This is a genomic window from Propioniciclava soli (assembly GCF_038502305.1).
Taxonomy (GTDB): Bacteria; Actinomycetota; Actinomycetes; order Propionibacteriales; family Propionibacteriaceae; genus Propioniciclava; species Propioniciclava soli.
On record NZ_CP115965.1, the window covers coordinates 3085032 to 3103944 of the forward strand.

At 73.1% G+C, this 18913-nt stretch carries 17 protein-coding genes; 11 read left to right on the forward strand and 6 right to left on the reverse strand.

Annotated elements, in window-relative coordinates; translation table 11 throughout:
• Positions 1-14 precede the first annotated feature (14 nt).
• Positions 15-863 carry a bifunctional hydroxymethylpyrimidine kinase/phosphomethylpyrimidine kinase gene (thiD, locus tag PCC79_RS13945; protein WP_342372188.1) on the forward strand — a complete coding sequence of 283 codons (849 nt, stop codon included), beginning with the start codon at positions 15-17 and terminating at the stop codon, positions 861-863.
• Positions 864-883: 20 nt separating this feature from the next.
• On the opposite strand, the gene PCC79_RS13950 is transcribed toward thiD, so the two are convergent.
• The 3 genes from PCC79_RS13950 to PCC79_RS13960 all read right to left on the reverse strand — a co-directional run bounded on the left by PCC79_RS13950 (position 884) and on the right by PCC79_RS13960 (position 3417).
• The gene (locus tag PCC79_RS13950) at positions 884-2335 is read right to left on the reverse strand and encodes a DEAD/DEAH box helicase (RefSeq protein ID WP_342372189.1); all 1452 of its coding nucleotides are present in this window, start codon (positions 2333-2335) and stop codon (positions 884-886) included.
• A gap of 450 nt (positions 2336-2785) precedes the next feature.
• Complete coding sequence (locus PCC79_RS13955; RefSeq protein ID WP_342372190.1) at positions 2786-3181, reverse strand: type II toxin-antitoxin system VapC family toxin; 396 nt, start codon at positions 3179-3181, stop codon at positions 2786-2788.
• Positions 3178-3417 (reverse strand): type II toxin-antitoxin system VapB family antitoxin, encoded by a 240-nt coding sequence (locus tag PCC79_RS13960; RefSeq protein ID WP_342372191.1) that lies wholly within the window; start codon positions 3415-3417, stop codon positions 3178-3180. The genes PCC79_RS13955 and PCC79_RS13960 overlap by 4 nt, the downstream gene beginning before the upstream one ends.
• A 179-nt stretch (positions 3418-3596) precedes the next feature.
• Here PCC79_RS13960 and PCC79_RS13965 point away from each other — a divergent pair, with 179 nt between their 5' ends.
• From PCC79_RS13965 to PCC79_RS13995, 7 genes are all read left to right on the forward strand, one after another.
• The gene (locus tag PCC79_RS13965) at positions 3597-4820 is read left to right on the forward strand and encodes a dicarboxylate/amino acid:cation symporter (RefSeq protein ID WP_342372192.1); all 1224 of its coding nucleotides are present in this window, start codon (positions 3597-3599) and stop codon (positions 4818-4820) included.
• Between the two features lie 19 nt (positions 4821-4839).
• Positions 4840-5694 carry an ABC transporter ATP-binding protein gene (locus PCC79_RS13970; protein WP_232550110.1) on the forward strand — a complete coding sequence of 285 codons (855 nt, stop codon included), beginning with the start codon at positions 4840-4842 and terminating at the stop codon, positions 5692-5694.
• 86 nt (positions 5695-5780) lie between these two features.
• Complete coding sequence (locus PCC79_RS13975; RefSeq protein ID WP_232550111.1) at positions 5781-6779, forward strand: iron-siderophore ABC transporter substrate-binding protein; 999 nt, start codon at positions 5781-5783, stop codon at positions 6777-6779.
• 46 nt (positions 6780-6825) lie between these two features.
• Positions 6826-8952, forward strand: coding sequence for an iron ABC transporter permease (locus PCC79_RS13980; RefSeq protein WP_232550112.1), 2127 nt, complete (start codon positions 6826-6828; stop codon positions 8950-8952).
• Positions 8949-9848, forward strand: a complete 900-nt coding sequence (locus PCC79_RS13985; protein ID WP_232550113.1) for a siderophore-interacting protein — start codon at positions 8949-8951, stop codon at positions 9846-9848. The genes PCC79_RS13980 and PCC79_RS13985 overlap by 4 nt, the downstream gene beginning before the upstream one ends.
• Before the next feature lie 42 nt (positions 9849-9890).
• Positions 9891-11849: a M3 family metallopeptidase gene (locus tag PCC79_RS13990; protein ID WP_232550114.1), complete on the forward strand. Its 1959-nt coding sequence runs from the start codon at positions 9891-9893 to the stop codon at positions 11847-11849.
• Positions 11850-11956: 107 nt separating this feature from the next.
• Positions 11957-13300, forward strand: a complete 1344-nt coding sequence (locus PCC79_RS13995; protein ID WP_232550115.1) for an MFS transporter — start codon at positions 11957-11959, stop codon at positions 13298-13300.
• On the opposite strand, the gene PCC79_RS14000 is transcribed toward PCC79_RS13995, so the two are convergent.
• Together PCC79_RS14000 and PCC79_RS14005 are read right to left on the reverse strand one after the other, a co-directional pair.
• Positions 13293-13679 carry an MGMT family protein gene (locus PCC79_RS14000; RefSeq protein WP_232550116.1) on the reverse strand — a complete coding sequence of 129 codons (387 nt, stop codon included), beginning with the start codon at positions 13677-13679 and terminating at the stop codon, positions 13293-13295. The genes PCC79_RS13995 and PCC79_RS14000 overlap by 8 nt on opposite strands.
• A gap of 4 nt (positions 13680-13683) precedes the next feature.
• The gene (locus tag PCC79_RS14005) at positions 13684-14460 is read right to left on the reverse strand and encodes a hypothetical protein (RefSeq protein ID WP_232550117.1); all 777 of its coding nucleotides are present in this window, start codon (positions 14458-14460) and stop codon (positions 13684-13686) included.
• A gap of 89 nt (positions 14461-14549) precedes the next feature.
• Between PCC79_RS14005 and PCC79_RS14010 the strand changes: the two genes are divergently transcribed.
• Positions 14550-15131 carry a GNAT family protein gene (locus PCC79_RS14010; protein WP_342372193.1) on the forward strand — a complete coding sequence of 194 codons (582 nt, stop codon included), beginning with the start codon at positions 14550-14552 and terminating at the stop codon, positions 15129-15131.
• Positions 15132-15141: 10 nt separating this feature from the next.
• The gene (locus tag PCC79_RS14015) at positions 15142-16989 is read left to right on the forward strand and encodes an ABC transporter ATP-binding protein (RefSeq protein WP_232550119.1); all 1848 of its coding nucleotides are present in this window, start codon (positions 15142-15144) and stop codon (positions 16987-16989) included.
• A 25-nt stretch (positions 16990-17014) separates the two neighbouring features.
• Here the strand turns inward: PCC79_RS14015 and PCC79_RS14020 are convergent, their stop codons facing one another.
• Entirely contained in the window at positions 17015-17917 is a 903-nt protein-coding gene (locus PCC79_RS14020; protein ID WP_232550120.1) for a hypothetical protein, read from the reverse strand.
• A gap of 222 nt (positions 17918-18139) precedes the next feature.
• Here PCC79_RS14020 and PCC79_RS14025 point away from each other — a divergent pair, with 222 nt between their 5' ends.
• Complete coding sequence (locus tag PCC79_RS14025) at positions 18140-18898, forward strand: AAA family ATPase (protein WP_232550121.1); 759 nt, start codon at positions 18140-18142, stop codon at positions 18896-18898.
• Positions 18899-18913 lie beyond the last annotated feature (15 nt).

Here is an 18913-nt window from a genome sequence, read left to right on the forward strand (position 1 = left end):
CATAGGGTGGGCGAATGAGCAGTCCGACCGCGCGCCCTGTCTGCCTCTCCATCGCCGGCTCCGACCCCAGCGGGGGTGCCGGCATCCAGGCCGACCTCAAGACGTTCTCGGCCCTCGGCGTGTACGGGGCCGCCGCGCTCGCCGGCCTGACCGTGCAGAACACCCAGGGGGTCCGGGACGCGCGCGGGGTCGACCCGGCGTTCGTGGTCGCGCAGGTGGCGGCGGTCGTGGACGACCTGCCCGTCGCCGCCACGAAGATCGGCATGCTGAGCGACGCGACGACGGCGTCGGCCGTGGCGGGGTTGATCCGCGAGCGGCGGGACGCGTTCGGTGTGATCGTCCTCGACCCGGTCATGGTCGCGACGTCGGGCGACCGGCTGCTCGCCGAGGACGCGGTGGAGGCCATCCGGGCTGACTTGCTGCCCCTGGCCGATCTGGTGACGCCCAACCTGCCCGAGGCGGGGGTGCTGCTGGGGGTCGCGGAGGCCGAGGATGTGGACGGGCTGCGGGAGCAGGCGCTTGCCCTCATCCGCGCCGGGACGCGAGCCGTGCTCGCCAAGGGCGGCCACCTGCGCGGCGACGCCCTGCTCGACGTGTTCGCGGACGCCGCGGGCGTGGCCGACCTGACCGGTGAGCGGATCGCCACCCGCAACACCCACGGCACCGGCTGCACGCTGTCGTCGGCGATCGCGGCGTGCGCGGCCCGGCGCGGCGACACCCGGGAGACGGGAGTCAGCCGGGCGGCGATCGAGGACGCGCGGCGCTATCTGGCGGACGCCATCGCCGCGGGCGCCGGGTGGCGGCTGAGTCGGACGCCCGAGTCGGGGCACGGCCCGGTGGACCACTTGGTCACGTTGGGCTGAGGGCTCCGGGGGTGCCCGCCTCAGCGGGAGCGGCGGCGTCCGCTGGAACGGCCAGCCGACGCCGAGAACGCCGCCGCGCCCCCGGTGGACCCCGCACGGGCGGCAGCCGGTGCCCGACCGGCTCCGGTGCCCGCGCCGGCGCCGCGTGGCCGGCGTCCGGGCTCCTGGGGCGACTGACCGCGCGAGGCGGACTGCTGGCGTCCACCCGGACGACCCGAGCCGCGGCCCCGGCCGCCCCGCCCGGACGCACCGCGCGCCGAGGCGTCGGTCGGTGCCGTGGGGGTGCGCTCGGCGACCTCGGCCGCGGAGTACACCAGCCGCGTCCCGGGGGCCAGGCCCTGCAGCTCCTCGGTCGTGGCGGGCATGACGCGCGGGGTGATCTTCGCGGCACGCATGAGGCCCTGGACGTCGCGGCGCTGGTCCGGGGTGGCGATCGTCACCACGGTGCCGGCGGAGCCGGCGCGCGCCGTGCGGCCCGAGCGGTGCAGGTAGGCCTTGTACTCGGTCGGCGGATCGGCGTGCACCACCAGCGCCACGTCGTCCACGTGGATGCCGCGAGCGGCGATGTCGGTGGCGACGAGCGTCTCGACCCGGCCGGAGCCGAAGGCGTCCAGGTTGCGCGTGCGGGCGTTCTGGCTGAGGTTGCCGTGCAGGTCGACGGCCGGAATGCCGCGCCCGTTCAGCTGCTTGGCGAGCTTCTTCGCGCCGTGCTTGGTGCGGGTGAACACGATCGTGCGGCCGGGCGCGGCCGCCAGGTCGGCGATCACGTCGCTGCGCTCGGCCGGCGTCACGGTGAGCACGTGGTGCTCCATGGTGGCGACCGGGGACTGCGGGGAATCCGCCTCGTGGACGACCGGGTCATGCAGGAACTGCTTTACCAGCACGTTCACGGCGTTGTCGAGCGTCGCCGAGAACAACAGCCGCTGGCCGCGCGCCGGGGTGGCGGCGAGGATGCGCTTGACCGCGGGCAGGAAGCCCATGTCGCTCATGTGGTCCGCCTCGTCGATGACGGTGACCTCGACGTCGCGCAGCGAGAGGTGGCCCTGCTCGCTGAGGTCGAGGAGGCGGCCCGGCGTGGCGACGAGCACGTCGACGCCGGCGGTCAGCCCGCGCACCTGCGGGTTCTGGTTGACACCGCCGAACACGGTGAGCACCGAGAGCCGGGCGGCCTTGGCCAGCGGGGCCAGGGCTGCGGCGATCTGGGAGGCGAGCTCGCGGGGGGGGGCGAGGATGAGCGCGCGAGGGCGCTTCGGGGCCGGGCGCTGCCGGTCGCCGGCCAAGCGGGCGACCAGCGGCAGGCAGAACCCGTAGGTCTTGCCGGAGCCCGTGCGGCCGCGGCCGAGGACGTCGCGCCCGGCGAGGGAATCCGGCAGCGTCGCGGCCTGGATCGGGGTGGGGGTGGTGATGTCGCGCTCGGCGAGGACCTCGGCGAGCGCGGCGGGCACGCCGAGGCGTGCGAAATCTGAAGTCATGGGTTGTTTCCTGATTCGTGGGCGTCTCGCCCGGCGCGCCCGCCTTCGTCTGATCCGGTTGATCAGGGTGGCGCGACCAGCGACCCGTACGGGATCGCATCATCATGCGGCCCGAGGCAAGACTGGTGCGGACCGCTGCGCCCATACTAGTCCATCCGACAGAAATCAGTGGCATCGCACGACCGGCCACGGGTGCCCGGGCCATCCTGACGGTGTGGCTGCACTCGATTCCGGCACGCTCCCGGGAACCCCAGTCGCACAGGTGAGTTGCGGGTTCAACTCACATCGAGTGCAGCCACATCGTCACGCGCGCCCCGAGACGACCCCTTGGAGTGGGGGCCGCGCGGCCGCCGGGAGCGTCCCGGACGCCAACGCGAGACTCGATCCGCCGAAACAGTGGGGGTGGGTCCGTCGAGTGACCAATCTGCGTCGCGAAGCCCACAGCCCCGGTCAGCACGGAAGGACGGATGCCACGTCGGTGTGAGCGAAGTCGTCACCGACGAACAGCAGCGGTTCCCCAGAGGTCACCGACAGCGCGTAGCTGAAGCAGTCCCCGAAGTTGAGTCGCGCCGCCGAGCCCGAGCCACGCCCGAACCGGCGGTAGGCGAGACGCGCCACCTCGGCCTGCCGAACCGACACCGGCACGATCTCGATCCGGAGCTGGTCGAGGATGGCGTCGATGCGCTCCCCGTGCCGGGCCGAGGACCGCGCGTCCGCGACGATACCGACCTCCACCCAGGTCGCGGCCGACATGCGGCGAGGTCCGCCCACCGCGCAAGCCAGGACTCTCTCGGCGTCCGGTTCGTCGTTCACGATGGCCATGAGGGCCGAAGAGTCCACGATCACGCCGGGAGCCCCGCATCGTCATACAAGTCCTCGACCGTCCGGATCTCGGAGTTGGTGTACCCGACGTCGTACCGGTACGCCGCCGCAATCCCCCGAACGGCCGACGCCCGCGCCTCGCGGTCCTCGCCCTCGGGATCCACCTCATAGGCGCGCAGCAGCCGCTCGAGGGCCTCCTCCACCGCGCCGGTCTGTGACTTCCCGGTCACCCGGGCCGCCCGCTGCGCCAGCTGGTGCACCCGATGTTCTCCGCATCCACCACGCCGTCGGTCCGCGACCTCGTTCCGAGGCGCGAACCAGTCGGGCAGGCGAGCAGGGTGGCCTTGCCACCCCGCGCAGACCCGACACATCCCCCCGACCAGCCGTCGGACGCACTACCGTGAGGCGTCCACCCGCTCGCACACCCTCGAGGCCCACCATGAAACATCGCCTTGGGCTGCTGCCCAGGATTCTCATCGCCATCGTGCTCGGCATCGTCTGCGGCCTGTTCTTTCCGGATTGGCTGGCCCGCGCCTTCGTGACGTTCAACGGCCTGTTCGGCAACTTCTTGTCGTTCATCATCCCGCTGATCATCGTCGCGCTCATCACCCCGGCGATCGCCGAGCTCGGCCGCGGGGCCGGCAAATGGCTCGGCATCACCGCAGCCATCGCGTACGGCTCGACCATTTTCGCGGGTCTGCTGGCCCTGGCGGTCGGCCTCACGGTGTTCCCGATGATCCTGACGCCGGGCTCCCTGCCGATGTCGGTCGACAACCCCGAGGACGCCCTCCTCGGCCCCTACTTCACCGTCGAGATGCCGCCGGTCTTCGGCGTCATGACCGCACTGCTGCTCTCGTTCGTCATCGGCGTAGGGCTGACGCTGCTGCCGACCAACGCCCTGCAGCGCGGCTTCGTCGAGCTCCGCCAAATCGTGGAATGGGTGATCTCCACGATCCTCATCCCGCTGCTGCCGCTCTACATCTTCGGCATCTTCCTCAACATGACCGTCGCCGGGCAGGTGTTCAGCATCATCGTGACGTTCATCGGCGTCATCGCGCTGGTGTTCGCGCTGACGGTCGTCCTGCTGCTCATCCAGTACGGCGTGGCCGGGCTGATCGCGCGCGTCAACCCCCTGCGCGCCCTGGCCACCATGCTGCCGGCGTACGCGACGGCGCTCGGCACCTCGTCCTCGGCCGCCACCATCCCCGTCACGCTGCGCCAGGCGATCAAGGCGGGTGTCTCCGAGCCGGTGGCCGCGTTCACCGTGCCCCTGTGCGCGACGATCCACCTCGCCGGGTCGACGGTGAAGATCACGTCGTTCGCCCTCGCCATCATGGTGCTCGCCGGCGTCCCGATCGATCTGGGGCTGATGGTCGGCTTCGTCATGATGCTCGGCATCACGATGGTCGCGGCCCCCGGCGTCCCCGGTGGCGCGATCATGACGGCGGCCGCCCTGCTGTCGTCCATGCTCGGCTTCACCGAGCCGCAGGTGGGCCTGATGATCGCCACCTACATCGCCATCGACAGCTTCGGCACCGCCACCAACGTCACCGGCGACGGCGCGATCGCGCTCGTCGTCGACCGCCTCAGCCGCGGCCGCGTCGGCATGCCCGCCACCGACGCGGCAATTTCGCAATCTGGACGTGTTGCAAATGAAGGTTAGGGCAACCTAACCTGAACCCATGACCGCGTTGCCCACGACCGCCCTGACCGCCTCCGGGCTCACGTTGGGCTACGGTCCGCTGACCGTGGTGCACGACGCCGACCTGAGCGTCGGCGCCGGCCGCGTCCGGGCGTTGGTGGGGCCGAACGGCTCCGGCAAGTCGACGCTGCTGCGCGCCATGGCCCGCCTCCACGCCACGACGGCCGGCTCCCTGCGCCTCGTCGGTGCGGACGCCGACGGTGGCAGTGACATCGACTGCGCGGCCCTCTCCGCCCGCGAGTTCGCCACCCGGCTGGCCATGCTCACCCAGCAGCGCCCCACCCCGGCCGGCATGAGCGTGCGCGAGGTGGTGGCGCTGGGACGCCACCCCCACCGCTCCCGTTTCCTCGGCACGGACGCCCACGGCCCGGCCGCCATTGAACGCGCCCTGCACCTCACCGGCATCGCCGACCTGGCGGACCGCAAGGTCGACGAGCTGTCCGGCGGCCAGACCCAGCGGGTGTGGCTGGCGTCCTGCCTCGCGCAGGAGACCGGCGTCCTGCTGCTCGACGAGCCGACCAACCACCTCGACCTGCGCTACCAGTCCGAGCTGCTCGACCTGATCCGCGACCTCGCCGACGACCACGGCGTCGCGGTGGGCGTCGTGCTGCACGACCTCAACCAGGCCGCCGCCGTGGCCGACGACGTCACGCTGTTGGTCGACGGCCGCGTCGTCGCCTCCGGCACCCCCGCGGCCGTCCTCACCGAGGCCCGCCTCAGCGCGGCGTACGGCGTCGGCATCGAGGTCCGGCCGCAGGACGGCGTCCTCCAGATCCGCCCCCTGCCCAAGTGCCTCACGCGCCACCGTCTTGAAGCGAGCGCGCTCTCCGCCTGACCCGATCCCGCCTGACCCGATCCCGCCCCACCCGATCCCCCCCGACCCGAACCGATCCGAACCCGAAACCGAACCGAGGAATCACCATGCCCTTCTCCCGTCGCGCCCTCGTGGGCCTCGCCCTGACCGCGCCCGTGCTCGCCGCCTGCGGGGCCAGCGAGGCCCCCACCGTCTCCGGCGGATCGCCGAGCGCCGCGGCCGGCTCACCCACCGCCACCAGTGACGCCGCCGGCATGATCCGGGTGATCGACAGCCGCGGTGTCACCGTCACGCTCGAGCGGCCCGCCACCCGCGTCGTCACGCTCGAGTGGGGGCCCACGGAGGACGTCCTGGCCCTCGGGGTCGAGCCGGTTGCCGTCGCCGACCCGGCCGGCTTCGCGAGCTACGTCAGCTCGGTCACGCTCCCCGAGGGGACGCCGGACGTCGGCCTGCGCACCGAGCCGAGCCTGGAATCCATCGCGGCCGCGGAGCCCGACCTCATTCTCGGCGTCAACGGCTCCATCCCGGAGAACGCCATCGCCCAGGCTGAGCAGATCGCCCCCGTCGTGCTGCTCACGGGCGCCGACGCCACCCGCCAGCTCGAGAACCTGCGCGACAACTTCAACACCGTCGCGCTGCTGCTCGGCCGCGAGGCGGCCGCCCAGGAGGTGCTGAGCCAACTGGACGCCAAGCTGGAGGAGTCCGCGGCGGCCCTCTCCGGCGTCACGGCGCCCTACATCTTCGCGTGGATCAACGTGACCGGCTCGACAGCCGACCTCCGGATGCACAGCTCCCGCTCCGTGCCGGGCGCGATCGCCGAGGAGCTGGGCCTGACCAACGCCTACACCGAGCCGGGCGACGACGCGTGGGGCATCGGCTCGTGGGATCTCGAGGCGCTCACGACACTGCCTGCGGACACGCAGATCCTCTCCTGGGCCAACGACGACGCCGACCCGCTCGCCGCGCTGGCGGGCAACCCGCTGTGGGACGGGTTGGCGCCGGTGCAGGCGGGCAACGTCCACCCGGCCGCGCTGCACATCTGGGTCTACGGCGGCCCGATGTCCATGATGCAGTGGGCCGACGATCTCGTCGCCCAGCTCGCCTGACGCCCGGCTCTCCGACGCCCGACACACCGAAGCCCAGCGCACCCCGATGACCCTGCCCACCCCCACCCGGCCCGCCCCCTCCCGGCACCGCACTCGGCCCGGCACAGCCGCCCGCGCGCACGTGCCGGCGGGGGCGGGGCGGCTGCTGGCCTGGCTCTTCGGCGCCGGGCTGGTGCTGATGGTCGGGCTGTCGGTGGTGCACCTCACCCAGGGGACGGCCAGCGTGGGCCTGGATGACCTGCTCGCCTGGCTGCGCGGGGACGCCTCCGCGACCACCGGCGGCATCGTCGTGGCCTCGCGGCTGCCCCGGCTGGGGGCCGCGCTGGCGGTCGGGGCCGCGCTGGGGGCGTCCGGCGCGGCGTTGCAGGCCGTGGCGAGCAACCCCCTCGCCTCGCCGGACACCCTCGCGGTGAACGCCGGCGCGTACCTCGCGCTGGCGCTCGTGTCGGCGTTCGGGTTGTCGACCGGGGTGATCGGCGGCTCGGTGGTCGCGCTCGTCGGTGGACTGGCGGCGGCCGGTCTCGCGTTCGTGCTCACCGGCGGCGGTGGCTCGACGGTACGGCTCATCCTCGGCGGCTCGGTGCTCACCCTCGCACTCTCGAGCCTCACCTCGGCGCTGCTGATCGTCTTCAGCCAGCAGACCCAGGGTCTGTTCGCCTGGGGTGCGGGCTCGCTCAGCCAGTCCGACCCCGGCTCGGTCGTCCGCGCCGCCGCCCTCATCGCGGTGGGCGTCGTGGCCATGGTGGCACTCGGCGGACGCCTCGACCTCCTCCAGCTCGGCGACGACCAGGCCCGCACCCTCGGCGTCAACGTGGTCGCGAACCGGCTGGTGGTGGTGCTCGTGGCCGTGTTCCTCGCGGCCGTCTCGGTCGCCCTGGCCGGGCCGATCGGGTTCGTCGGCCTGTGTGCCCCCGCGCTCGTGCGGCTGGCGGCCACCCGCGTCCCCGGGTTGCACCGCCACCGGCCGCTCGTCCTTGCCGCCGCGCTCACCGGGGCGCTGCTGGTGCTCGGCTCCGACGTCGTGCTGCGCGCCGCGATCGGCGCCGCCGAGGCCGCCGCGATCCCCACCGGCGTCCTCACCACCCTGCTCGGAGCGGTGTTCCTCGTCATCCTCTCCCAGGGCATGCGGACCGGCCGGGCGGACGCCAACGCCACCCTCGCCGGCGGGGCGCGCCTCGCCCGCTGGGCGGGGTGGCTGACCGGCGGCCTCGCGGCCCTGCTGGTCGTGGGCGCCACCCTCGCCCTGCTCGCCGGCGACGGCTGGCTGCTGCTCGGCGACATCGGTTACTGGCTGCAGGGGCGCGCCTCGCCCCGCATCACCTTCATGCTGGACGCCCGCTGGCCGCGCGTCGCCGCCGCCGTGCTGGCCGGCGCCGCCCTGGCCCTCGCCGGCACCCTCACCCAGGCGGTCACGCGCAACGCGCTGGCCGAACCGGGCCTGCTCGGCGTGTCCGCCGGGGCCGGCGTCGGCGCGCTGGCGGTCATCATTGGGGGCTCCCGGGTCGGCGTCGGCATCCCGACCTGGGCGGTCACGGCGGTGGCGCTCGCCGGGGCCCTGGCCGCCGGGGCACTGCTGTTCGCCCTCGCGGCGCGCGGCGGCTTCAACCCCACCCGGCTGGTGCTCGTCGGTCTGGGCGTCGCGGCCGGCGGCCAGGCGCTGGGCACCCTGCTCGTGGTGAGCACCGACCCCTGGAACCAGTCGCGCGCCATCACGTGGCTGGGCGGCTCGACCTACGGCACCATGGCCGCCAGCCTGCCGCCCGTCGCGGCGCTGGTCGTGCTGCTGGGCGTCGCCGCGCTCGCGCTGCGCCGCGACCTCGACCTCGTGCAGCTCGACGACGACACCCCGCGGCTGCTCGGCGTCCGCCAGGCCCGGGTGCGGGCGTCCGCGCTGCTCGCCGCCGTGCTGCTCACCGGCGCCGCCACCGCCGCCGTCGGCGTCATCGGGTTCGTCGGCCTGATCGCGCCCCACCTGGCCCGGCTGCTCGTCGGGCCGCAACACCGCCGCATGACCGGCCTGGCCGTCGTCCTCGGCGCCCTGCTCGTGCTGGCCGCCGACACCCTCGGCCGCTCTGTGCTCGCCCCCGCCCAACTGCCCGTCGGGCTCGTGTGCGCCCTCGTCGGCGCACCCGTGTTCTGGTGGCTGATGTATGCCCAACGAGGAGATCGATGAACCCCTACCGCACCTTCGCCACCACGCTGGCCGGACGCGAGCGCGTCTCCCCCAGCTTCGTCCGGATCACCCTCGCCGGGGCCGACCTCGGCGACTGCAGCCCCGTGCTGCTCGACCAGCGGGTCAAGCTGCTGTTCGGCGCCCCGGATGTGCTGGCCGGGCTGGCCGGCACCGACGACTGGTACCCGACCTGGCTCGCCGCCCCGGACGCCGACCGCCCCGCCCTGCGCACCTACACGCTGAGCGCGGTGCGCCCCACCGACGACGGCGCGGGCGAGGTGGACATCGACGTCGCGATCCACCCCCTGCACGGCGACGAGCCGGCGCCGGGGCTGCGGTTCGCCCTCGAGGCCGAGCCCGGCACCCCCTGCCTGCTGGTCGCCGGCGACGTCACCCGGCCCGGGCACGACACCGTCGGGGTCGCGTGGCAGCCGGGCGCGGCCCGGGAGGTGCTGCTCGTCGGGGACGAGACGGCCCTGCCCGCCGTGGTCAACATCGCCGCGGCGCTGGCGTCCGACACCACGGGCCGCATCGTCCTGGAGGTGCCCGAGGCCGACGACGTCCGGGCGTTCCCCGCGCCGGGCGGCGTCCGCGTCGAGTGGCGCGTCCGGGCCCGCGGCGAGCAGGCGGTGGGGCTGTTCGGCGCCCCGCGAACCCCGTCCGGGGCGGCGGTCGCGGCCCTCGCCGATGCCGCCGCCACCGACCCCGCCGCCGACGACCCCGCCGCCGACGAGCTGCTGTGGGACGAGGCCGCCGCGGACGGCGTCCGCTACGGCTGGGTCGCCGGTGAGGCCAGCTGGGTGCGTGCCCTGCGCGCCGAGGCGCGCGCCGCCGACGTGCCCAAGGGGCAGGTGGCGTTCATGGGCTACTGGAAGCGCGGGGTCGCCGGCTCCTGACCGGCGACGCGCGGCCGGGTGGCCCGCGGCTAGGGTGGAGCGGTGACTGCACCGACTCCGCTCGACCTGCCCGCGCCCGACGCCGAGGCCTACCTCGCTTGGCTGAAGGACTCCTCCGACGAGGCCCTCGCCGCCGCACGCGCCGGTGTCGCCGCCCTCAAGGAACAGCCGCCCGCCACGGCGCTGGCCACGCTGCAGGCCTGGAACGACGTCGACATCGCGCTCGGCTCCACGATGGCCCGCAGCTCCCTGTTCAGCGAGGTGCACCCCGACGCGGGCGTGCGGGACGCCGCCGACGAGGCCTCGCGCGAAGCCCGGCAGCTCTCCACGGAGTTCGGCCTCGACCCCGACCTCTACGCCGTCTTCGCCCGCTTCGACGACGCTGTTCTGGGCGGTGCGGAGCAGGACGAGGCGGGCCTGGACGAGCAGGGCCGCCGGCTGCTGGAGCGCACGCTGCGCTCGTTCCGCCGCTCCGGGGTGGCCGCCGACCCGGAGACCCGGGCGCGCATCAAGGAGATCCGCGAGCGCCTGACGGTGCTCGGCCAGACGTTCGCCAAGACGATCCGCGAGGGCACGAAGTCGATCCGGGTCACGCCCGAGCAGCTCGCCGGCCTGCCGCAGGACTGGATCGACGCGCACCCCGCGGACGCCGACGGCCTCGTCACGGTGACCACCGACTACCCGGACGCCGTGCCGTTCCGCACGTTCGCCCACGACGCCGACGCCCGCCGGGCGCTCTCGATCGCGTCGCTCACCATCGGCTTCCCGGCCAACGTGCCGGTGCTGCACGAGCTGTTCGGGCTGCGCGCCGAGCTCGCCGGCCTGCTCGGCTACGACTCGTGGCCCGACTTCGACGCCGAAGTCAAGATGATCGGCACCGGCGCGGCCATCGAGGAGTTCATCGACAAGATCGCCGACGCCGCCCTCGCCCCCGCCGAGCGCGACCTCGGCATTCTGCTGGAGCGCCTGCGCCAGGATCGGCCGGACGCCGAGCGCGTCGAGTCCTCCGACGCCGCCTACTACGCCGAGGCGGTGCGCCGCGAGCAGCACGACGTCGACGCCCAACTCGTCCGCACCTATTTCGACTTCGCGCGCGTGCGCGCCGGGCTGCTCGACGTGACCGGACGCCTGTTCGGCCTCACCTACACCCCGCGGCCCGACCTGCCGGTGTGGCACGAGGCCGTGACGGCCCACGACGTCACCCGCACCGCCGACGGCGCGCCGCTGGGTCGCATCTACCTCGACCTGCACCCGCGCGAGGGCAAGTTCAAGCACGCCGCCCAGTTCAACCTGGTCAACGGCGTCGAGGGGCGGTACCTGCCCGAGGGCACGCTGGTCTGCAACTTCCCGATCGGCCTCATGGAGCACTCCGACGTCGTCACCCTGTTCCACGAGTTCGGGCACCTCGTGCACCACCTCGTGGGCGGACACCAGCCCTGGGTCGAGTTCTCCGGCGTCGCCACCGAGTGGGACTTCGTGGAGGCGCCCAGCCAGATGCTCGAGGAGTGGGCGTGGGACGCCGAGGTGCTCGCCACCTTCGCCACGAACACCGACGGCGCGGCCATCCCGGCCGACCTGGTGGCCCGCATGCGCCGCGCCGATGACTTCGGCAAGGGCTACTTCGCGCGCACCCAGATGTTCTACGCGGCCCTGTCGTACCACCTCCACCGCGAGAACCCGGCCGACCTCGTGGGCCGCACCCGGGAGCTGCAGGAGCGCTACTCGATGTTCCCCTACGTGGAGGGCACCTGCATGCCGGCCAGCTTCGGCCACCTCGACGGCTACGGCTCGGGCTACTACACCTACATGTGGAGCCTCGTGATCGCCAAGGACATGTTCAGCGCCTTCGACCCCGACCACCTCTTCGACGCCGAGGTCGCGACCCGCTACCGCGACCGCGTCCTCGCCCCCGGAGGCACGAAGGACGCCGCCGACCTGGTCGCCGAATTCCTGGGCCGCCCCTACAGCTTCGACGCGTACGCCGCCTGGCTGGACGAGTGACGACGGCCTGAGCCCCCCGCGCCACCGGTCACGGACCCGACCGTGGGGCACCAGCCGGGGGGTGGACACCCGGCCGTCCGCCGGGGTGCTCGCCCTAGCCTCGTGCCGTGAGGACGAGGCGGAGCGTGCACCGGGCGTGGTGGGTGGCGGTGGTGACGCTGCTCGCGCTGGTGTCGGCGGCGGCGTTCCGGTCGTCCACCGGAGTGCTGTTCATCCCCATCGAGACCGAGTTCGGCTGGGACCGCACGACCACGTCCGGGGCTGTCTCCCTCAACCTGGTGCTCTACGGCCTCACCGCCCCGTTCGCGGCCGCGATCATGGAGCGCTGGGGCGTCCGGGCCACGGTCGCCGCAGCGCTGACGATCGTGGGGGTCTCCTCTGCGCTCACCACTGTCATGTCCCAGCCCTGGCACCTGTGGGTGCTGTGGGGCGCCTTCATCGGCGTCGGCACCGGTGCGATGGCGCTCGTGCTCGGCGCGATCGTCGCCAACCGGTGGTTCAGCGCGCACCGCGGCCTGGTGACGGGGGTGTTCTCCGCCGCGAACGCGACCGGCCAGCTCAGCTTTCTGCCCGTCATCGCCGCGCTCGCGGACGGCCCCGGGTGGCGGTGGGCGGCCGGATCCGTCGCGCTCGTGTCGCTGGCCCTCGTGCCGCTGGTGCTGGGGCTCATGGCCGACCGGCCGGCCGACCTGGGGTTGCGCCCCTACGGCGAGCCGACCGTCGCGCTCGACACGCCCCTGCCCTCGGCCGCTGCCCAGCACCCGACCCAGCACCCGCGCTCGACCCAGCAGGCGTCCTCGGCGGCGGGCCGCGGGGCCGTCGGCTCCGCCTTCGCCGCGCTGGCCCTCGGCGCGCGTCACTGGTCGTTCTGGGCGCTGGCTGGGTCGTTCTTCGTGTGCGGGTGGTCGACCAACGGCCTCATCCAGACCCACTTCATCTCTGCCGCGGCCGATCACGGCATGTCGTCCATGCTCGCCGCCATGCTGCTCGCGATGATCGGCGCCTTCGACATCATCGGCACGATCGGCTCGGGCTGGCTCACCGACCGCGTCGACTCCCGCATCCTGCTGGCCCTCTACTACGGCGGACGCGGCATCGCGCTGCTGGCCCTGCCGCAGTTCATCGGCCCCGACCTCACCGCCGGCATGTGGTTCTTCATCATCTTCTACGGCCTCGACTGGGTGGCGACCGTGCCGCCCACCGTCGCCCTGTGCCGCCAGCACTTCGGGCTGCAGGCCTCCGGCATCGTCTTCGGTTGGGTGTTCGCGAGCCACATGATCGGCGCCGGCGCGGGCGCCACGCTGGCCGGGGTGCTGCGCCAGGACGCCGGCACCTACGACGCCGCCTGGTTCATCGCGGCCGTGCTGTGCGGCCTGGCCGCGGTCGTCGTACTCACCATTCGCCGGCCCCGCGCGTCCGCCCCCCTGCCGGACGCCGTCGGCGTCAGCTGAGCGTGACGCCGCGACCGTCGGGCCCAGCCGCCCCGGCGGTCAGGGCGGCGGCGTAGTCGGCCGCCAGCTGATGGGGGTCGGCGCGGTACGCGCGCAGCCGGCAGCCACGCCCCGACGCGTCCACCGTGATGCCCTCGGCGTCCCAGAACGGACGCGCCGCGTCCAGCACCGGTGACGTGCCCGACGCCGACAACACCCGCCACCACGGCACCGACGCGCCCTGCTCGCGCTCGTCGTGGTCGCGCAGCACCGCCCCCACCTGACGCGGCCCGACCCCGGCCACACGCCCGATGTCGCCGTAGGTCGCCACCCGTCCCGCCGGGATCACGCTGACGGCCAGCAGCACCCGGGCGATGGCGTCGGCGTGCTCAGGAGGCACCGCTCTACCCCGGATGGGCCGGCTCGTCGGCGTCCGAGGCGGCGGACGCCGGCGTCCGCAGCGCCTGCACCTCGGCCGCTGCGGCCGCAGCCTCCTGCGAGGCGCGGGCGCGGCGCTCAGCCTGCAGCCGGTGCGCCATGCGGGCCTCCTGGGCCTTCTTCGCCGCCTTGGCGACCGCCTTGCGGGCGGCCTCCTTGGCCTTCTCGGCCTCGCGGGCCACCTTGATGGCGTGCGCCTCGGCCTCCTCCGCCTTCTTCTTGGCGCGCTTCTCGGCGGCGATGCGCTTCTTCTCGATCTCGCGGCGTCGTTCCTCGGCCTGCTGGGCCATCTTCGCCCGCTTCTTGCGCAGCTTGGCCTCCTTGCGGACGGCCACGTCCGCGGGGGTCTCCGGCCGCTCACCCTCGGCAACAACTCCCGCCGGACCCTCGGGTACCCCATGCTCCTCGTCCGGCACCGCCTCCTCGGCGGCCCCGGGCATCTCCTCATCGGCCAGGGCGGCGGCGTCCGCCTCGGGCTCGACGACGCTGCCCTCACCGGTGATCGCGTCGGCGTCCAACTCGTCGAACCACCAGTCCCGGTCGCTGCGGTAGCGGAACACCACGGGCTCGGCCGCCGCCACCGTGACGGACGCCTCCAGCCAGCCGTCGGCGGCGTGCTCCATCACCAGCACCCCGGGCGTCCAGTCGTTGAACGTGCCGCACACCGAGATCCGGCCGTGGTCGCCCGGCAGGCGGAAGGTGAGCGTGCGGCGTCCGGCCGTCACCGGTGAGCGCTGAAGCATGGCGTCCTCTCTCGCGGGGGCACCCATTCTCCCACGGCGCACGACGCCGGCCGAAGAAGTGTCGGGGCCGCGGGCTAGGATCGTCGTTCGTGGCGTTCCTCGACCCCGTGACCCTGAGCGGCCGGCTCGTTCGGCTGGAACCGCTCACCCCCGACCATGCGGACGCCGTGCGCGACGGCAACGTCGGGGAGCTCTGGTACACCAACGCCCCCACGCCGGACGGCGTCGCGTCCGACATCGCCGCCAAGCTCGAGCAGGCCGGACGCGGCGCGCTGCTGCCCTTCGCCACGCGCCGGCTGGCCGATGACCGGATCATCGGTGTGACCACGTACCTCAACCCGCTCCCCGCGGTCCCCGCCGTGGAGATCGGATCCACCTGGAACGCGGCATCGGCCCGCCGCACCGGTACCAACACGGAGAGCAAGCTGCTCCTGCTGCGGCACGCGTTCGAGGCGTGGGGCTGCCGCCGCGTCGCGTTCCGGGCCACGTGGTTCAACCATGAGTCGCGCCGGGCCATCGAGCGCCTCGGCGCCGTCTTCGAGGGCCGCATCCGCAACGACCGCGTCACCCGCGACGGCACGGTGACCGACACGGCACAGTATGCGATCACCGACGACGCCTGGCCCGCCGTCGAGCGGCATCTCACCCACCTGCTCCGCACCCACGCCTGACGGGAACACCATGGATAGCATCCTGCGCGCGCTCCGCGAGGCCCACCAGCTGACGCCGCGCTACGTCGGCATCGTCATCACGTCCGTCCTCATCGCCGCGACCGCTCTGTTGACGCCCTACCTCACCAAGCTGGCCACCGACGAGGTGGTCGCCCAGGTGGGTGGGGGCGGACGCGGCGTGTCCGCGCTGGTCTGGATCGCCGCCGGATTGTTGGCCGTCGAGCTGGCCAACACGTTGCTCAGCAACATCGGCGGGTATCTCGGCGACACGATGTCGATGCGGCTGCGCGCCATCTTGAGCTCGCGCTACTACAACAAGCTGCTCGGGCTGCCGCAGCGCTACTTCGACACCCAACTCACGGGCACGATCATCAACCGGCTCAACCGGTCCATCATCGAGCTCACCCAGTTTCTCGCGTCGTTCTCGAACAACTTCTTCCCCACGCTCATCACCGTGGTGGCCGTCCTCGTCATCGCCGGCTTCTACTATTGGCCGCTGGCGCTGCTGCTGTTCATCGTCTATCCCCTCTTCACGTGGCTCACGATGCTGACCTCGAAGCGCTGGCAGACCCTCGAGGGCCGCAAGAACCTGCAGCTCGACCTGGCAGGCGGCCGGTTCGCCGAGGCCGTCGGCCAGATCCGCGTCGTGAAGAGCTTCGTCCGCGAGCGCGACGAACTCGACCGGTTCGACGACCACTACCGCAGCACCGTCGCGACGACGCACGAGCAGTCCCGCTGGTGGCACCTGATGGACGTCGCCCGCCGCGGTTCGATCAACGTCATCTTCTTCGGTATCTACGTGATCATCTTCGTCCGCACGGCCGGCGGGGAGTTCACCCTGGGCGACATGGTGATGCTGCTGCAGCTCATGGGCATGGCGCGCACGCCGGTGATGATGATGAGCTATCTCGTGGACGCCTCTCAGCACGCCATCGCCGGCACCCGCAGCTACTTCGAGGTGATGGACGAGCTGCCCGAGCCGCGCGCCGCCATCGGCGACGTGCGCTCCCCCGACCTGGACGCCGCGCCGGGCTCCCCCGCGGCTGTGCTGGCGCCGCCGGCCCCGCAGGTGATGGCCGATCCGGACGCCGCAGCGTTCGCCTTCGAGCACGTGCGGTTCGGCTACGACGACACGGAGGTGCTGCGCGACATCACCTTCGCGGCGGCACCCGGGGAGCGCATCGCGCTGGTGAGCGAGTCCGGCGGCGGCAAGACCACGCTGGTGAACCTGCTGCTCGGGCTGTACGCGCCGGACGCCGGCACGGTGCGTCTGGGCGGGGTGGACGCCAGCACGATGCCCTTGGCCGAGGTGCGCGCCCGGACCGGCGTGGTGTTCCAGGACGCCTCGCTGTTCTCCGGCACGATCGCGGAGAACATCACCTACGGACGCCCCGGTGCGAGCCGCGACGCGATCGTCGAGGCGGCCCGTCGCGCCCACGCGCACGACTTCATCGCTCGACTGGCGAACGGCTACGACGCCGAGATCGGCGAACGCGGCATCAAGCTCTCCGGTGGCCAGAAGCAACGGATCGCCGTGGCCCGCGCCATGCTCAAGGACGCCCCCCTGCTGGTGCTGGACGAGGCGACGAGCTCGCTGGATTCCCGCGCCGAGCGGCTCGTCCAGGCCGGCCTGGAGGAGCTCATGGCCGAGCGCACGAGCCTCATCATCGCGCATCGGCTCTCGACGATCTCGACGGTCGACCGCATCATCACGCTCCGCGACGGTCGCATCGACGAGGTCGGCTCGCCCGAGGAGCTGGCCGACAGCGGCGGCATCTACGCCGAGTTGCTGGCGCTGCAGGCGTCCAACACCAAGCGCGACCGCAAGCGACTCCAGCGCTACGACATCACGGGCTGAACCCGGCCGCCGTCCGGCGCCGCGGTCAGTCGGCGCCGGAGCCCTCGGGCGCGACGGCCAGGAGGGCGTCCACGCTGATGCCGGAGACCAGGCAGCGGTCCTTGCGGTTGCGCGTGAGCGCCTGCGTCCACGGGACGAGGCCACCGTCGCCGAGCTCGAGGCCGTCCGGCCCGAGGATGCGGAACGCGGCGGCGGTGTAGGGGTTCCGGTAGGCGCCCGGGGCGTCCACGGTCACCACAATCAGGCCGTCCGCGCTGCCGCGGTCCGCGACGCGCTCGGCGATGGCCGCCTCGGGCGTGTGCAGCTCGATGCGCCCGCCGGGCACCAGCGTGCCGACGATCTCGCGCCAGTAGTCGAGGTGCAGGTCGAGCAGGTCGGCCTCGGTGAGGAAGGCTCCGCTGTCAGGTGCGCTCGAGACGAGGCCGAAGCGGGTCTCGTGCTGCGCCTGGGGGCCGTTGTCCCACGCATGGGCGGCGCGGATGGCGGCGGCCAGGTGGACGCGGCTGTGACCGCTGCGACGAAGACGGGACGCCTCGAGGGCCAGCGGGTGCACCGGGTCGAGCACACTCTCGTTGCCCCGCACGGTGGTGATGACCCGGTTCTGGCTGACGCCGCTCAGGTGCGACACCGAGCCCAAGGTGGTCAGCGGCGAGAGCTCCAGCCCACTGAATTCCTCGGGCAGGGCGCGCCACAGGGCGCCCTGCAGCGCCAGCAGCGCGCGCGGATCGACGGGCGCGGGGGTGAGGTAGCGATCCTCACGCCACCGCTTCATCAGGTCGACGTCGGTCAGCGCGCCGGCGCGGACGCGCGCCACATCGGCCAGGATCGAACGCAGCTCCGCCGGGGGCAGGCCGCGCAGCAGGGCGTCGCGCGCCAGAACGCCAAGGCGTCGCCACACGCGGGAGGACGCGGCAGTGGGGCCGCTCATCATTGGTCTCCGTCACACTCGGAAGCTGTCACCAAACGATTCAATCACACCCACCCAAGGGGCCCCGCACGAGCCGGCCACACCCCCGACATGCGAGACGACCCCCGACCCGCCAGACGACGCCGACGGCCGTGCCCGCTGGCGTCCTCCACGTATTCCCCCGTGCCCAGCGACGCGCAGGTCGGGCCGGAAAACGTCGGACGCCGCTCCTACGCTGGCGTCATGGCGAAGCGGACCAGTCCCGGCATTCCCGGCATCGGCCTTCCGGTGCGGCGCGTCGAGGCCCGCAGCGGCATCGAGGGGGAGCGGCGGGGCTGGCCCTACGACATCGCGGCGGTCCGGACGCTGCTCACCGACGGCATCGACCTTGGGCGGGCGACGATCGTGGTCGGGGAGAACGGCACCGGCAAGTCCACCCTCGTGGAGGCGATCGCCGAGCAGTTCGGCCTCAGCCCGGAGGGCGGCTCGACGGGCGCGATGCACCACACCCGGCGCACGGAATCCTCCCTCGCGGCCGATCTGCAGCTCGTCCGCGGTGTCGGCGGGGGGCGGGGCGGCTACTTCCTCCGCGCCGAGACGATGCATGGGTTCTTCACCTACCTGGAGGAGTCCGGCATGGGGTCCTTCCATGAACGCAGCCACGGCGAGTCGTTCCTGGATCTGATCGGGGACCGCTTCTTCGACCACCGCGGCATCGCCCACCCGGGGCTCTACGTGCTCGACGAACCCGAGTCGGCCCTGTCGTTCAGCTCCAGCCTGAAGGTGCTCGCCCTGCTGCTGGAGGTGCTGGACGCCCCCGGCACGCAGATCCTCATGGCCACCCACTCCCCCGTGCTGGCGGCGCTGCCGGGTGCGACGATCTGGGAGGTGTCGGACGCCGGCCTGACCCCCACGGCGTGGGAGGACCTTGCCCTCGTCGTCGACCTGAAGCGGTTTGTCGCGGGGCCCGAACGCGTCCTCCACCACCTGCTGTCGGGCTGACCCAGTGTCACAGGG

Excerpts from the sequence above, each read along its gene's own strand:
- thiD (WP_342372188.1), top strand. The coding sequence starts at position 15 with ATGAGCAGTCCGACCGCGCGCCCTGTCTGCCTCTCCATCGCCGGCTCC.
- PCC79_RS13950 (WP_342372189.1), bottom strand. The coding sequence starts at position 2,335 with ATGACTTCAGATTTCGCACGCCTCGGCGTGCCCGCCGCGCTCGCCGAG.
- PCC79_RS13965 (WP_342372192.1), top strand. The coding sequence starts at position 3,597 with ATGAAACATCGCCTTGGGCTGCTGCCCAGGATTCTCATCGCCATCGTG.
- PCC79_RS13970 (WP_232550110.1), top strand. The coding sequence starts at position 4,840 with ATGACCGCGTTGCCCACGACCGCCCTGACCGCCTCCGGGCTCACGTTG.
- PCC79_RS13975 (WP_232550111.1), top strand. The coding sequence starts at position 5,781 with ATGCCCTTCTCCCGTCGCGCCCTCGTGGGCCTCGCCCTGACCGCGCCC.
- PCC79_RS13980 (WP_232550112.1), top strand. The coding sequence starts at position 6,826 with ATGACCCTGCCCACCCCCACCCGGCCCGCCCCCTCCCGGCACCGCACT.
- PCC79_RS13985 (WP_232550113.1), top strand. The coding sequence starts at position 8,949 with ATGAACCCCTACCGCACCTTCGCCACCACGCTGGCCGGACGCGAGCGC.
- PCC79_RS14005 (WP_232550117.1), bottom strand. The coding sequence starts at position 14,460 with ATGCTTCAGCGCTCACCGGTGACGGCCGGACGCCGCACGCTCACCTTC.
- PCC79_RS14015 (WP_232550119.1), top strand. The coding sequence starts at position 15,142 with ATGGATAGCATCCTGCGCGCGCTCCGCGAGGCCCACCAGCTGACGCCG.
- PCC79_RS14020 (WP_232550120.1), bottom strand. The coding sequence starts at position 17,917 with ATGAGCGGCCCCACTGCCGCGTCCTCCCGCGTGTGGCGACGCCTTGGC.
- PCC79_RS14025 (WP_232550121.1), top strand. The coding sequence starts at position 18,140 with ATGGCGAAGCGGACCAGTCCCGGCATTCCCGGCATCGGCCTTCCGGTG.